The organism is Microbulbifer sp. (genome assembly GCF_051659245.1).
Classification (GTDB): domain Bacteria; phylum Pseudomonadota; class Gammaproteobacteria; order Pseudomonadales; family Cellvibrionaceae; genus Microbulbifer.
The window spans coordinates 42,811-58,170 of the sequence record NZ_JBOFOC010000036.1 but is presented as its reverse complement, the minus strand read 5'-3'; the positions used below and the strand labels follow the sequence as shown (position 1 = coordinate 58,170).

Here is a 15,360-nt window from a genome sequence, read left to right as displayed (position 1 = left end):
GATCGCGGGCATGGCCCGCTCCTACAGGGCACCTACAACCCCCGAGAAGTGAGCCCGCGCGCGATATGGAAGTCTATTACACCTTTTGTTTCCTCGCGGCCATCTCGGTGCTCCTGGGCTTCCTCAACCAGTATGTGCTGCGCGCGCAGACCACCATCGCCATCACCGCGGGGGCCCTGGGCCTGTCGCTGGTGGTAATCCTGCTCGGCAAGCTGGACCTGGTGGAGCTACGCAACTGGGCCGATCAGTTGCTGCCGCTGCTGAACCTGCAGGACCTGCTGCTCAAGGGCATGCTCGGCTTCCTGCTGTTCGCCGGCAGCCTGCATATCGACCTGCTGGAACTGCGCAACCAGAAACTGGAGATCACGCTGCTGGCGGTGGTGGGCACGCTGATCTCCACCTTTGCCGTGGGTGTGCTGCTCTACTGGTTCCTGCAATTTGTAGGCATGCCTGTGGCCTTCGTCTACTGTCTGCTGTTCGGCGCGCTCATCTCCCCCACCGACCCCATCGCCGTGCTGGCGATTATCAAGAGCCTCAGGGCCCCGGAGCAGATCGCCATCCAGGTGGAGGGGGAGTCCCTGTTCAACGACGGCTTTGGCCTGGTGATTTTCACGGTGATCTTCGCGGTGGCGTTCCAGGGCGGCCAGCCCACATTGCCGGCAGTGGCGGAGCTGTTCGCGGTGGAAGCGCTCGGCGGGGTGGCGCTGGGACTGGCCATCGGCGGTCTGTTCCACTGGCTGATCTGTTCCACTGACGACCACAGCCTGGAATTGCTGCTGACCCTGGTCATCCCCACCGCGGGCTTTTCCCTGTCCAACGTTCTCGGCGTGTCCGGCGCCCTGGCGATGGTGGTGAGCGGCATCATTATCGGCAACTTCACCCGCGAGCAGGGGTTTTCCCGGGTGAGCCAGCACGAGTTGGACAACTTCTGGAGCACCACCGAGGACTTTATGAACGGCCTGCTGTTCCTGCTGGTGGGGCTGTTCCTGATCACCATCAACCTGCGCGCCTTCGACTACCTGCTGATCGCCGCCGCCATCGCCATAGTGCTGCTGGCACGCACCCTGGCGGTGACCGTCCCCTTCACCCTGCTGAAGATGCACCGCCGGTACCACCCCTACAGCGAGCGCATCCTGATCTGGGGCGGCCTGCGCGGCGGCCTGGCGCTGGCCCTGGCGATGTCCATTCCCGCCGGCCACACCATGATCCAGGGCCAGGACCTACGCCACCTGTGGGTAGTGATGACCTACGGCGTGGTACTCTTCTCCATCGTGGTGCAGGGCTCCACCATAGCGCCGCTGATCCGGCGCAGCCGGGATATCGCCGAACCGGAGACGGCGGTGGAGCCGGTCCAGTAGCGGCAAATTCACCGACAAGAAGCCGGTAAGTCACCATGGAAGAAACCAGTTTCCCGCTGCAGACAGTCATTCACCAGGCCGCGGCGGCTTTCGCCTCCGAGCTCCGGTTCCGGGAGTAGCGCACCGTGTGGCCGTCCGTGTTCGTGCAGATGGCGGCGGTGCTCGCGGTAGCGGCACTGGCGGGCGCCCTGGCGCAAAAACTGCGCCAGCCGCTGATCGTGGCTTTTATTGCGGTGGGTATCCTGCTCGGGCCCTCGGGGCTGGGGTGGGTGGTGCACTCCGACGAAGTGGAGCTGTTCGCGCGCCTCGGCATTTCCCTGCTGCTGTTCGTGGTGGGGCTGAAACTGGATTTGCACATCATCCGCACCCTGGGGCCCGTGGCCCTGGCCACGGGCCTGGGGCAGGTGCTGTTCACCTCGGTGGTGGGTTACCTGATCGCGCTGCTGCTGGGCATGTCCCACGTCGCCGCACTCTATGTGGCGGTGGCGCTCACTTTCTCCAGCACCATCATCATCATCAAGCTGCTCTCGGACAAGCGGGAGGTGGACGCGCTGCACGGGCGTATCGCGGTAGGCTTCCTGATCGTGCAGGACATAGTGGTGGTGCTGGTGATGATCGGCCTCACCGCGCTGGGCCAGGCCGGTAAGGGTGCGGAATTGGCGTGGACGGCGCTGGAGGTACTGGCCAAGGGCGTATCGATGCTGCTGGCACTGGCGCTGCTGATGCGCTACCTGCTGCCGCCGCTGCTGCACCACCTGGCGAGCTCGCCGGAACTGCTGATGCTGTTCGCCATCGCCTGGGCGGTGCTCGGCGCCGCCGCGGGCGAGGCACTGGGTTTCAGCCAGGAAGTGGGAGCCTTCCTGGCCGGGATATCCATCGCCTCCTCCCCCTATCGCGAGCTGGTGGCGGCGCGGCTGGTGAGCCTGCGCGACTTCCTGCTGCTGTTTTTCTTTATCGAACTGGGCGCCAACCTGGACCTCGGCGCCCTGGGTGCGCAGCTGGGCCCATCGCTGGTGTTCTCGCTGTTCGTACTGGTCGGCAACCCGCTGATTGTAATGGCGATCATGGGCCACATGGGTTATCGCAAGCGCACCGGCTTCCTCGCCGGCCTCACGGTGGCACAGATCAGCGAATTCTCACTGATCCTGGCCGCGCTCGGTCTCAGCCTCGGCCACATCGGCCGGGAGACCCTGGGGCTGATCACTCTGGTGGGGCTGATCACCATCAGCGCCTCCACTTACATGATTCTCTATTCACACCCGCTGTACGAGCGGCTGGCCCCCTGGCTTTCGGTCTTTGAGAGACGGGTGGTGCACCGGGAGGTGGACGCGTTGGTGGATGGCAAAGAACGGGTGGATATACTGCTGTTCGGCCTCGGCCGCTTCGGTGCGGCGATGGCCGGCAGTCTGCGTGAACGGAAGTGCCGCCTGCTGGCAGTGGACTTTGACCCCGAAGCGGTGCGCCGCCACGCCCGCGAGGGTTTCGACACCCGCTATGGGGACGCGGAAGACCCGGAGTTCCTCGCCTCGCTGCCGCTGTCCCGGGTGAGCTGGGTGGTGAGCACCATGCGCGACCCGGCAATCAACCGCACCCTGCTGCAGGGATTGCGCCACCAGGGCTACCCCGGCAAAGTGGCGCTGGCGGTAGCCAACCGCCGGGACGCCGAGCCGTTCGAGAAAGCGGGCGTGGACCTAGTGCTGGTTCCCTACGCGGACGCGGCGCGGGAGGCGGCGGACCGGCTGTGCCCGACAGATACCGATAAGCGATAAATCCAACCGCTCCGCGGTAGCGGGGCCACCCGGGCCTCTCCGTCGGCAACGGGGCAAGTAGTACTGATCAATAAGGATTTCGATGGAACACGACAGCTTCCTGCTACAGGCGGTGATTTACCTGGCTGCGGCGGTCATCTCAGTACCGCTGGCCAAGCGCCTGGGGCTGGGGTCGGTGCTCGGCTACCTGTCCGCCGGCGTGCTGATCGGCCCGCACCTGCTGGGCTGGGTGGGTGACGCCCGGGAGGAGCTGCACATCGCCGAGTTCGGCGTGGCAATGATGTTGTTTCTGATCGGCCTGGAGCTGCAACCGCGCAAGCTGTGGCAGATGCGCCACGGAATATTCGGCACTGGCAGCGCGCAGCTGCTGGTCACCGCCGCGGTCATCACCCTGCTGGCGCTGCTGCTGTTCGGGCGCAGCTGGCGCGGCGCCATCGCCATAGGTCTGATTCTGGCGCTGTCCTCCACCGCCATAGTGCTGCAGTCCCTCAGCGAGAAAAACCTGCTTAAGACTCAGGGCGGGCGGGGCGCCTTTGCGGTACTGCTGCTGCAGGATATCGCGGTGATCCCGATTTTGGCGCTGCTGCCGCTGCTGGCCGGCGGCGAGCTGCCGGTCGCCGGCGACGAAGGCCTCACCGGCTGGCGCTATGCGCTGGCGGTGGTCGCGGTCATCGCAGCCTTTATTGCCGCCGGCCGCTACCTGCTCGGACCGCTGCTGCGTGTGGTCGCCGGCGCCCGCACCCGCGAGCTGTTCACCGCCAGCGCACTGCTGATCGTATTGGCCTCGGCGGCGGCGATGAGCTGGCTGGAGCTGTCACCGGCGCTGGGTACCTTTCTCGCCGGGGTGATGCTGGCCGAGAGCGAGTTCCGCCACGAACTGGAAGCGGACATAGAGCCGTTCAAGGGGCTGCTGCTGGGGCTCTTTTTCCTCGCCGTGGGCGCCAGCCTCGACCTGGAACTGGTGGCGGCACAACCACTGTTGCTGTTGGGGCTGGTACTGCTGCTGGTGGCGGTGAAATTCGCGGTGCTGTTCGCCCTCGCGCGGGCCATCGGCATGGCGCGTGGTGAAAACTGGCTATTCGCGCTGGCGTTGGCCCAGGCCGGCGAATTCGGCTTCGTGCTGATCACTTTCGCGGCGCAGAACCAGGTGCTTGACAGCGCCACCAGCAGCCTGCTGGTGGCGATAATCGCGCTGTCGATGGCGCTGACGCCGATACTGCTGCTGATCTACGAGCAATGGGTGATGCCCCGCTACCTGCGTAGCGGCGAGCCGCCCAGGCCGGAAGAGGAGCCGCCGCGGGATCAGGGCTCGCCGGTGATCATCGTCGGCTACGGCCGCTTCGGGCAGATCGCCGGGCGCCTGCTCAACGCCTGCGACTTCGACACCACCCTGCTGGAACGCAACGCGGAACAGCTGGACATGGTGCGACGCTACGGCATCCGGGCCTACTACGGCGACGCCTCGCGGGAGGACCTGCTGCGCGCCGCCGGCGCCCGCAACGCCAGGCTGGTGATCCTCACCCTGAGCGACCAGGCCGCCTCGCTGGAAATCGTCACCCAGCTGCAGAAGCATTTCCCCCACCTGACCATCCTCGCCCGGGCCCGCAACCGCATGCACCACTATGCGCTGATGGAGGCGGGCGTGCCCTACATCTTCCGCGAGACGGTGGACTCGGCCCTGTCCATCGGCGAGAAGGCGCTGGAGCTGCTGGGCCTGAGCCCGCTGGCGGCGCGGCGCGCAGCGCGCAAGTTCAAGCAGCACGACCAGCGCATGCTGGAATCCCTGTTCCCCTACTGGCGCGACGAATCCCGGCATATCGCCGAGACGCGGATCTACCGCGAACAGCTGCTGCAGGCGCTGCGCGAGGACCGGCGCGACAAGGACCTGCACCTGGATCACCACTGGGAGGAATCCAGGCCCGGGCTCTAGCCGCTCAATTTCCGCTCCTCGCGCCCGTTTCTGCAGCCGTCACCTTACCCGCACACGGAAGCCGAACTCCGCCCAGGCGCTGAGGCCGCCGGAGGCGGGGTTCATGCCGCCGCCGGGCCTGAGGCGGATATGGCGCACCGCGGCGTCGAAACCATCGGCATCCGGCACCGGAACATAGTCCCAGTTGATGCCGTCCAGGGAAAAGTCCAGGCCGTCGGTGCCGCTGTCCAGGGAAGTGTATTCCCAGGACAGGCCGCTGGCGGGATCACCCTCGGTGAACACCACGGGGCCGGAACCGGCCCCCGCCAGGTCGCCCACGTACAAGTCCACATCCGCCGGCAGCGCATCCCTGAGCACCAGGCTGTCGGCATCCACACTGCCGTCGCCGGCATTGCTGAGGCGCAGTGCATAGCTGCTGATGGATTGCGGAATCGCCTTGGGATCGTCGGCGCCGTTGACCGGATCCCATACCGGCGCGACCCATTTCAGCAGTGTCAACGCCGGCAGACTGCGGGTATTGGTGGCGGTGCAGACGATATCGGTATCGGCGGGCGCCACTGTGAGAGTGCTGCCGGCGAGGCCGCTGCTGCCGCTGCAGTCGATGGCAAGGCTGTAGTCGGCGGGGTCGCCGACGGAGAAGGTCTCGGCAATGGTGGCGGACTCCCCGGCGTACACAGTTACCGGTGCGCCGGCGGCGGTGTTGTCGCCGCTGGATACCACCTCGCCGGTAGTGGCGTCGTTGCTGAAGCCGCTGCTGGCGACGGTGACCGTGTCGCCACTGCTGGCATCGACCCAGGTTTTGCGCAGAGTTAGGGTCGCAGAGCGGCGTGTATTGGAGAAAGTACAGTCCACATCGGCATTGGGCATGGTGAGGCTGCCGGCGGTGCCGTCCCCGGCGGTCGCCGGGCTGGTGTTGCAGCTGTAGCTGGCATCGTAGTTGTCCAGGGAGCTTCCCGAACCGGCGCTCTCGCTGAAACTGACGCTGCTGCCCACATCCACCAGCGCGTTGGCACTGGCGCCGTCACCGCCCTCGGGGCCGGTGGTGCCGTTGGCGTTCATAACAAAGAGACCGCTGTCGCCGCCGGGCCAGGGAGTGAGGGGGGTTAGCTGCTTGGTCACCGTCAGGGTGCGCTGGCGCACATTGCTGAAGGTGCAGCCGATCTCGCCACCGGGCTCGGACACCGCCGCCGCATCCAGGGTGACCTTGTGGTTGACCAGGTCGGCGGTGGCGCTGCCCCCCGACCCCAGGCCGGTGCAGTCGATACCCGCCAGGCGCCAGCCGGACTCCGGCACCTCCACCAATTCCGTGGGTACGGCAAAGGCCGCCAGGAACTGCGCCGCGCCGCTCTCGGGAGTGCCCGCGTCGGGGGTGGTGATGGTCTGGCTGGTCCAGCCGTTGTTGCCGGTGAAGGTGAAGCTGCCGCTGTCGCCGCTGGTCACCTTGGTGACTGTCACCCGGGGCAGCTTGCGGTTGGTGATGGTGCAGGCGGCGGCGGAGTTGTTCTCGTCCAGATCCGCACTGATGCTGCGGTTGGCCTCGTCGGTGGTGATGGCGGGGGAACCGCGCTGGGCGCTGCAGTTGATCAGCGCGGTGGAGTCCCAGCCGGTCTCCAGATCCTCGGTGATCTGCAGCGTCTGTGCCGCGGGCAGGGCGTTGATGTAGACCCGCGCCGTCTGCCCGTCGCTCAGGGTAAAAGAGGCCTGGTTGCCGGCGCTGTTGAGGTCGGAGGTGTAGGTGACGCCGTCGGCGAGGCGCACAATGACCTGGGAACCGGCCGGGCCGCTCGCAGTGTAGTCAAACACCTGGCCCTCGCCGCCGGGTTGGGTCTCCTTGGTGACGTCGATATAGGCGCCGGCGGAGACGCTCACCACACCGTCCACCAGCGCGCTGTCCGCCTGACATTTGGATTTCCCGCCGGGCTCGACATCCTCCGGCGACGAACACAAGCCGCCGGTATTCTGCTGGTAGGTGAGCACATAGGGCACCTGCAGGGCGCTGGTGGCGCTATCCCCCTGGCACACCACCTTGATCTCGGTGACGCGCACTGTGTCGTCCGCGCCGCTGAAAAAGTCGCCGCAGGCGTTGCCGTCGGCGTCGAACCAATTGCCGCTCGGCGAGGTAGTGGGGAAGGTTGCCACCGAGCAGAAATTGCCACTGCTGGTTACTTGTGGATCGTTGCCCTGCTGGCCCACGAACAGGCCTATGTTGTAGCGGTCGGCGTTGCTGTCGAAGAGGCGCACGTCCACCACGAACTCAAATTCGGCGCCGGCCTCGCAGAAGGGCGGCGTGCCGGGCTCGGCGCTGAAGGAGGGCGACACGGTAAACTCTTTGGCGGTGCAGTTCGGATTTGAAATCCGCTCGCCGAGGCAGGTCTGATCCTTCAAGGCGGCAGTGGGTGTGATCTGCGCCCGCGCCTCCGGCGCCAGGGCCAACAACAGACAGATCCCCCACAGGCCGAAATAAGTACGCATTATTCTCGCCAACATCACCTGTCCCCCGTCTCGCCATCAAAACCAACGCGGGTGTTTTGATCGAACTTGAAGCGCAGCTGCAAATAGGGCCCCTGCGCGGTGTAGCGGGCCGCCTCGAAATCCCGGTCGCGGAAGCCGCGCAGATTCCAGCCCAGGGTTATCCAGCCGTCGCGCACCGGCGAGAAGCCGAGCTGCGGGCCGAAGGAGTAGAGATGGGTGCCGGCATTCCAGGAGTTGAGCGCGCTGGCCTGCAGGCCCAGATCCAGCCATTCGCTGAGGTCGTGGCGTATCTCCACCCCCAGCATATCCGTGTAGCCGGAGTACTCCTCGCCATCGAAGCTGTCCAGCACATACTTGGCGCCGTAGTAGAGGGACCACTGGTTGCGCTCGTAGCGCTGGAAGAGGTTGCCCTGGCGGTCTTCGGCAGTCCACTCCCGGGAGACGCGGTTCAGGACGAAATTGTTGATCAGGCGCCGGCTGCGGGCATCGGCGGCACTGAGGCTGTCGAAGCCATACAGGCCTCCCGGGTTGGAAAATCCTCCGCCGGTGAGCGCTGGATCCCAGACGCTTTCGTAGCGGAATTCCAAACGGTTGAGGATGGACCACTGGCTGTTCAGCGGGCGCCAGGCCCAGGACAGATCCAGGCTCGCCAGGTCGCCTCTGGCTCCGCCATCGTAGTCGCTGCGGAAGGCCTCAAGGCCGCTGGCGAAAGCCACTCCGGCGCGGGCCTGGCGCAGAAAGTTGCTGGTGAGGCCGTGGCGATCGCTGTTTTTCCCATTGCGGGATTCCAGCCGCCCGCGCCAGCCCCAGACGTCACCGCGCCATGTGGCACCGGCGCTCAGGGCCAGGAAATCCTCGCTCACCGCCGCGAGTGAGGACTGGCCGAAGGGGCTGCGGCTGGCATCTGAGTTCACCGGCGGGGTTTCGCCGCCGTCGCTCAGGGTATGGCTGGAGTCCAGGCCGAAATCCAGGCGCCAGTTCTCCCCCAGCATCGCTATCTGCGACAGGCCCAGCTGGCTGTATTTGCGCGGCCCGTGGCGGTTGATGCGGCTCTGGTTCAGGGTGGAGGTGAGGCGCGCGCCCCGCCAGGGCGTCACCTGCACGCCGACGCGGCTGGAACTGGTGTCCTGCGAGTCGCCCTCGGTGAATTCCTGCGCAGCCAGCAGCTGTGCGTAATCGGTTGCGGCATAGGTGGCGCCCAGCACATAGCGGTCGGGATAGTCGGCACTCTGCCGCTGGTCCCCGCTCAATGCCGTCTCCGCCTGCAGAGAGAGATCCAGCCTGCCCTCCATCAACTGCCGGCTGGCGGCGAGCAGGGCTTGGCTGGAGTTGGCTTCCGATACGGATTGTGGCCCGCTGGCGCCGGCGGGCAGTTCGTCCGCTATGTGCTGGGCGCCGAAACTGACGCTGCCCTGCGGGGTTTCGTAGCGCAGTCTGCCGATGGCGGCGTCGCGGGTGGCGTCGCTGGCCAGGTTCTCCTGGCGGTAGGCTTCGCCCTGCAGGGACCATCCGTCCGCCAGGTGCAGCTGCCCCTGGGCGCCGGTTTTGCGCTGGCCGGCATTGCTCAGGTTTTGCTGGTTGACGCCGAACTCCGCGTCCTGCCGGCGCGCGTAGGCGAGCAGGTCGTAGCGACCGCTGTGGTGCTCCAACTCCGCCAGCCAGGCGTCGCCGCTGCGCTCCGAACCGGCGCTGCTGCCACGGCTCTGCGCCGCTTCCAGGCGCAGTTCGCTGTCGTCGGCGAAACGCCAACTCAGGTCGGCACCCGCCAGGTCGGTGCGCCCGGCGGCACTGTCATCCCGCAGGCCGCTGAATCCGATGTCCAGGCTGTCGTCGCGCAGATTCAGGCCCACGCGGCCACCGCCGTTGAACTGGCGGTTGTCGGCGCCCTGGGTTTCGTATTCGGCGACGATATAGACGGGGTTGAAATCGCTGTCGCGGCTGAACACCGGTTGGTGGAAGAAGAGGGTACCGGCGGCGTAGTCGATTTCGTAGTCGATATAGGGGGTCAGGGTCCGGCTATTCAGTACCCGGTCGCTGTGCACCCGGTCGCGGGTTTCAATGCGCACCCGCTCGCTGTTGAGCACTATGCCCGGGTAGCTGAGGCGGTAGAGGCCGGAGGTGCCGTCGCCCTGGATTTCGTCGCGGGCGTAGGTCTGTTCCGTATCGGCGGCAAAGACGTTGAACACCAGCGGGCCGCCGCCGCTTTCCGCCTTGAAGCCGTTGAGAGTGCGGCTGTAGCGGGACAAGCGGGTTTTGTCGAGGCCGGTTTCGTAGTCGCCGAAGAGGGCGTAGAACTGGCCGCGCTCCATCTTCACGTAGAGCTTTGCGCGGCTGACGGCACCGTAGACCTGGGTGGTACCGTCGCCGTAGAGGGTGTAGTAGCGCGACGGGTCGATGGGCGACAACAGGGTATTGTCGCGGGGCTTGTCGCTGTCGTAGGCCATGGTCAGCAGCCAGCGGCCGAGCACGCGGCCCTTGGCGTAGAAACTGAGTTGACCGTCGGTGTAGACCCCCTCTTCCTCTCCGTCCGGCAGGGATTCCATATGACTCTCGATCGTGTCGTAGCCCAGGGTGCCCTCGGCAAAACCCACCACCACCCAATCCCGCGCCGCCGGCGCCATCCAGCCGTGCAACTGTTGCGTGCGGCTGGTATCCGCGCCGGTATGGAAGCGGAAATCCAGGGTGAAGGCACCGGAGCGGGTGGTGGGGGCCAGTTCTATCCAGGCAATACCCTCGTCGCCCTGCACCCGGTACTGGGGCTGGTATCCGTCCATACCCGCCAACTGGCGCTGCTGGCGGGTGTCCGCGCTCTGCCAGGCTTCGTAGGGAACACTGATACCGACGCTGCCGGTGATGCCGTCGCGCACCGGGTAGCCGTCGCGGTCGAGGATGCGTACCGCCACCCGCGGGCGACTGACGCCGTCCGCTACCAGGCTGGACTCCTCCTCCAGCAGCAGGGCGCGCGCCGGGGTGTTGGCGAAGTGCACCCGGCGGGTGAAGTTATCCAGAACCCTGCCGCTGTCATCGAGCAGCCGCGCCTTCAGTTGGTTGTCACCCTCCACCAGCGGCAGGGCGCGCCACAGGCTGATGGCGGTTTCCCCCCCGGGGGATTGCTCCACGCCCTCGAAACTGAGCGCGGGCGCCGGCTTGCCATTTACGGTGAGCTCGACTCTTTCACCCGTGCGGTGCGCTATTACGGCCCGCAGTGCGGGAGCGCGCGGGTTGTGCTTCTCCGGGGGAAACAGAAAACCCGCCTGCCCCGCCGCGCGCGCCGACCAGTCCACATCCCCGCCGGCGGCGCTGATGCTGGAGACATCCGGGGCCGCCCCGGAATCGGAGGCAACGGGCTCCTCCCCGCCGACGGACGGCGTCAGCGCAACGGTGAGACGGCCGCTGTCGACTTTTTCCCTGTGCTCTTTGCCGTTGTCCCGCGCTGCTCCATCTTCGGCGGTTTTTCCGCAACCCAGGCGGTTTTCCGCCACTGGAAGGCGCAGGTTCCCGCCGGCCGCCGTGTCCACCAGGGCATTGATTTTGATACTCAAATCCCGGTCACAGGGCGCCTCCCGCAAATGCCGCGCCTCTGTCTGGAAAGAGAAGCGGCGCCGGAAGGGCTCTGTTCCGCCGGTTTTTTCCGCCGCGCCGTCGGGCAGGCGCCACAACAGCATTTCGCCGCTCTGCTGCGGGTCGGGCACCGCCTCATCGTCGAGACGCGCGGAGCCGGCCAGGTAGCGCAGCCCCTCCGGCAGCTTGGCGGTAACGCGCAGGTTGGTGAAGGCGCCGCCGCCGGTGTCCAGGTCGATGTGGTGGCGGCGGCGCAGCCTCTCGCCCACCACCACCGTATCCGGCCCCACGCGGCCGTACACAGTCACCTCCACGCGGCGGTTCTGCGCCATGCCGGCGGCGGTATCGTTGGCGGCCAGCGGTTGATCCGGACCCATTCCGCCCACGGTTACGCGATCGGCAGACAGCCCCAGTGCCCAACCGAGCACATCGGCGACTGTGCCGGCGCGGGCCATGGAGAGACCGTAGTTGTCGCGGAATTTTGCCGCCGCGCGCGGCGACAGCCGCTGGCTGTCTGTGTGACCGACCGCTTCCAGCGCCAGTACCTCGCCACCTTTCAGTTCCCGCAGCAGAGCCTGCAACTGCGCGGTGGACTCGGGCAGCAGCCGGTCGTCGCCGGAGGCGAAGCGCCCGCGGAAGGTGAATTTGCGCGGCTCCACCTTCTCCACCAGGTCTGTCACTCCCGCCCCTTCGGTGTGCAGGCGCACACCGGCCTCGGCGGGGCGCAGCTGGAAATCGGCGCGCCACAGGCTGCCGCCGCGGGCGTCCACGAACTGGGAATAGGCACTGCCGGCGAAGCGGGTGTTGTCGATACAGGATACCGGCTCCCAGCCGGCGGGCAGGTTGCCGATATCGAGCTGCACCACGTGGCTGCCGGGGCGCAGCCCCTCCATGTGGTAGCGGCCATCGGCATCGGTCACCACATTGGTGCCGTCATCCAGCAACAGGCGCACGCCGGCGACACCATCGCGCTCCTCCCAGGGCGTGTTGCAGTCGCCGCCGAAAACGCGCCCCACCAGGGTGAAGCGATCGCTCATCAATGGTTCGGTAATGCGCACCGCCACCTGCGCCAGGTTGGAACTCAGGGCACCGCCGCCTGGATTCAGCGCCGTCGCACTGGCGCTGTTCACCGCGTCGCCGGGGCGCGCGCCGGCGACCACTTCCAGCACATAGCGCAGCTCCAGCTCGGCGCCGGCGGCGAGGCTGCCCACGGGGATGCCGAGCGTGCGGCCGTCGGCGGAGATCACTGGGTCCGGCTGCCGTTCACCGTTCAGACTGAGAGATCCGGCGCGGTAGCGCATGCCCGCGGGGATCACGTCGGTAATGGTGGCTTCCGAAGCCTCGGCGGCGATCAGGCTGCGAAGCTGCAATCGGTACTGCAGAAAGTCCCCCACAGAGGCCTCGCCATTGGACACGCTTTTCTGCAGCAATAGCCCTTCACCACTTGGGTCGGCGGGAATATCCACCACCAGCGCCGGGCCCGGAGCCAGGCTGAACACCTCGCCCCGGGAGCCCTGAACCACCTGGTAGGGGGTGCCGTCTGGCGCCGGCGGCATAGTTTCATTCTCCACGGTGGAGGGTACCGTATAGCCGAAGGGGGGCGTCACCAGCAGGCGGTAGTCTCCCGGCGGTACATAGGGAAAGCGGAAGAAGGGGGAGCCGCCGCCGGTTACCTGAGTGTTGGAGATAGGGGTGACACCGTCGTCGTCGTAGACGGTGGCGGGTGATCCGTCGCCGGCATTGACAAGGGACACGGTGGCCCCGCTCAGGGGGGTGCCGTCGACCGAATCGAACACCACGCCCAGGGGATCCACCAGCACCAGGCCCTGCGCCGTCTCGCCGGCGCACATGGGATCTTCGTAATTCAGAGTCAGGCGGGCGTTGACGCCCAGCACCAACCGGCCGTCAGCGTCTTTCGGCTCGCGCTCTGGCGACGGCGCCAAAGTCTGCACGGCCGCGGCGAATACGCCGGTATCCGGCCCGGTTTCGAGCAGGTAGAGAGTTTCCCGCTCGGGCGCGGCGCCGTCGGGGTTGAGGTCACCGCTGGAATAAGCGGAGTTCAGGGCCACCTCCACCGTTTCGCGGAGATCCGGATCTATGTTGCGGTTGCCGTCCTTGAGCGCAACCAACACGGGTTCGCCGGCATGGTAGATACCGGTGGGCAGGGATTCCACCGCCTCCGGCGCCAGGGCTGTGCCGTCAAGGGCTGCCGGCGCCTCCAGGGATTCCCGTTCACCGGCGCCGCCTGCATAGGCGCCGCCATCGAAACTGCGCTTGCGGGCATCGGGCACAGGGTAGGCGCTGGGCACATGCTGGTAGAAGACCGCTTCCGAGGGGGTGCAGGCAGGGATTTCCAGCAGCGTCAGGCTGACATCATTGGAATCCACCGACACGGGCACGGAAGGAGCTTTCGGGTTGGTCCAGCTGGAATGCGCCGTGTTGGTGATAGCCGAACCGGCCGCCAGCGCCCGGGAACCGGGCAGCAGTATGCCCGCCAGAAATACCGCGGCGGCGAACAGCAGCAGAGCCGGCGCGCGCGCAGACAGGGAATGAAACCAATCCCCCGGGGCACTGCCAGCCTGTTCCTGCAGTGTGTGAGCCATTGAAAAATTCCCGTAGTCATCAAGAGCAGCAGGGCCACCGCGGAGGTAGCCCTGCCTGGTGGCGGAACCGCTGCGCCGACCACTAAATCACTGCAGGGTGACTCGGAAACTGGCCCAGACACTGCTGCCGGCGGCAACACTGCCGAAGGGCACGGTGACGGTACCGGAGGATTCACTGCCCAGCGGCGAACCGTCGGCACTCACGCCGCAGCTGGCGCCGGTGCCGGTGGCAACGCTGCTGGCCACATAGGTGGTATTGGCGGGAATGTTGTCGGTCAGGGCGACGTCGGTGGCTTGAGTGCTGCCGCCATTAGTCACCACCATGCAGTATTCCAGCACCGCGCCGGGGATAAACTTGGGGTCCGTGGTGCCGTTGAAAGGATCGCTGATTACCGTGGAGCTCTTGGCCACGGTGATGCTGGCACTGGCCACACCGTAGGCACCGTAGGCACTGATGGTGGCGTCGCGCGCAGCGTCGGTGGCACCGGCGGCATCGCCGAATACCGTGTCTTCGCCGGCGGTATTGGCGCCGGCAGTTTCCGCCAGGGCGCTGCCGTCGGTCTCTTTGGCGGCGGATGTAAGCGCCACGCCGATGATGTCCCCGTCGACAGCGTCGGCGGGGACATCGATAACCACAAATACCTTGGCGCTGGCGTCGGCGGCCAGGTCATCGGCGCTGGCGGCTGTATCGGTGCCCGGGTCGTAGACGCCATTGCCGTCGACATCCAGAAACACAGAAATACTGGTGCCATCCTGATTGTCCACACCCAGTGCGCCCATATCCGTACCGCTCAGGTTCAGGGCGCTGAAATCGAAATCCAGCGGGGCGTTGGAGGTGTTAGTGAGGGTATAACCGGTCACCTGGCCGCTGGCGCCGGGCACGGTGCTCACGGGGCTGTCGTCCGCGGTCAGGGTCATGTCCACCACCCGATCCACGGTAAAGGTTGCGGTATTACTGTCTACCGGTGTCTGGGGAACGCCGCCCACCTGGTAATCTACGGTGGCGGTGTTCTCTACGCTGGTACCGGCGGCGGTGCCGGCGGCAAAGGCCTGCGGTACCAAGCCCAATATCAGCAACCCGGCCATTGCCGCCAGGCGCAGGGAATTGTTGTTTATGGAAATCATTGTTGACTTCGCTCCGTTATTATTAAGTGAGTAACCGTTTGTTTTTTTATTTCAAAACCGCGCGGTAGCTGACACTGCCGGAAGCGCCCGGCGCCACAGCGCCCTGTACCGTCCAGCGCAGGGCGGTGACGTCCGCCGCCAAAGCCCGGCGCTGGCTACCATCGGAATTTTTTACCCGCAGGGAGGCCAGCTGGCCGAAAGTGCGGCCGTCCACCGAAACCTCGGCAGTCGCATTGGCGCCCCGTGCAGAACCCACCACGAACACCATTTCCGCGGGCACCTTGTTGTTCACGACCAGCCCCTGCGCCGCTTCATCACTGCTGTTGCGGTAGGTGATCACATAGACCACTTCCTGGCCGGGCGCGGCGCGCTCCAGGGGTTCCAGATTCTTGGCCTTCTCGCCATCCGCACTGGCAACCTCCACCTCGCGGTAGGCCCGCGTCTCCAGCTCCACCGCCGCCAGGGCCGGTATGGCAAAAGCCAGCAGCGGGGCCGCGAGGCCCAGGGAAGAAATAAGTGCTTTCATTTTCATGGAGACCTCC

General features: G+C 66.2%; 7 protein-coding genes. 3 read left to right on the top strand and 4 right to left on the bottom strand.

The window, feature by feature from the left end; translation table 11 throughout:
• The 3 genes from ACRC0P_RS03905 to ACRC0P_RS03895 form a co-directional block, all read left to right on the top strand.
• Nucleotides 1-1,358, top strand: a 1,358-nt coding sequence (locus tag ACRC0P_RS03905) for a cation:proton antiporter (RefSeq protein ID WP_438628478.1), incomplete at its 5' end; no start/stop codon positions are given.
• A gap of 125 nt (nucleotides 1,359-1,483) precedes the next feature.
• Nucleotides 1,484-3,127 (top strand): cation:proton antiporter, encoded by a 1,644-nt coding sequence (locus ACRC0P_RS03900; protein WP_438628477.1) that lies wholly within the window; start codon nucleotides 1,484-1,486, stop codon nucleotides 3,125-3,127.
• A gap of 82 nt (nucleotides 3,128-3,209) precedes the next feature.
• Entirely contained in the window at nucleotides 3,210-5,057 is a 1,848-nt protein-coding gene (locus ACRC0P_RS03895; RefSeq protein ID WP_438628476.1) for a monovalent cation:proton antiporter-2 (CPA2) family protein, read from the top strand.
• Nucleotides 5,058-5,096: 39 nt separating this feature from the next.
• Here the strand turns inward: ACRC0P_RS03895 and ACRC0P_RS03890 are convergent, their stop codons facing one another.
• The 4 genes from ACRC0P_RS03890 to ACRC0P_RS03875 form a co-directional block, all read right to left on the bottom strand.
• Complete coding sequence (locus ACRC0P_RS03890; protein ID WP_438628475.1) at nucleotides 5,097-7,529, bottom strand: prealbumin-like fold domain-containing protein; 2,433 nt, start codon at nucleotides 7,527-7,529, stop codon at nucleotides 5,097-5,099.
• 14 nt (nucleotides 7,530-7,543) lie between these two features.
• A complete protein-coding gene (locus tag ACRC0P_RS03885) occupies nucleotides 7,544-13,693 on the bottom strand; it encodes an OmpA family protein (protein ID WP_438628474.1) in 6,150 nt (2,049 codons plus the stop codon).
• 87 nt (nucleotides 13,694-13,780) lie between these two features.
• Nucleotides 13,781-14,818: a hypothetical protein gene (locus tag ACRC0P_RS03880; protein WP_438628473.1), complete on the bottom strand. Its 1,038-nt coding sequence runs from the start codon at nucleotides 14,816-14,818 to the stop codon at nucleotides 13,781-13,783.
• A 46-nt stretch (nucleotides 14,819-14,864) separates the two neighbouring features.
• Nucleotides 14,865-15,350 carry a hypothetical protein gene (locus ACRC0P_RS03875; RefSeq protein WP_438628472.1) on the bottom strand — a complete coding sequence of 162 codons (486 nt, stop codon included), beginning with the start codon at nucleotides 15,348-15,350 and terminating at the stop codon, nucleotides 14,865-14,867.
• Between the last annotated feature and the right edge of the window lie 10 nt (nucleotides 15,351-15,360).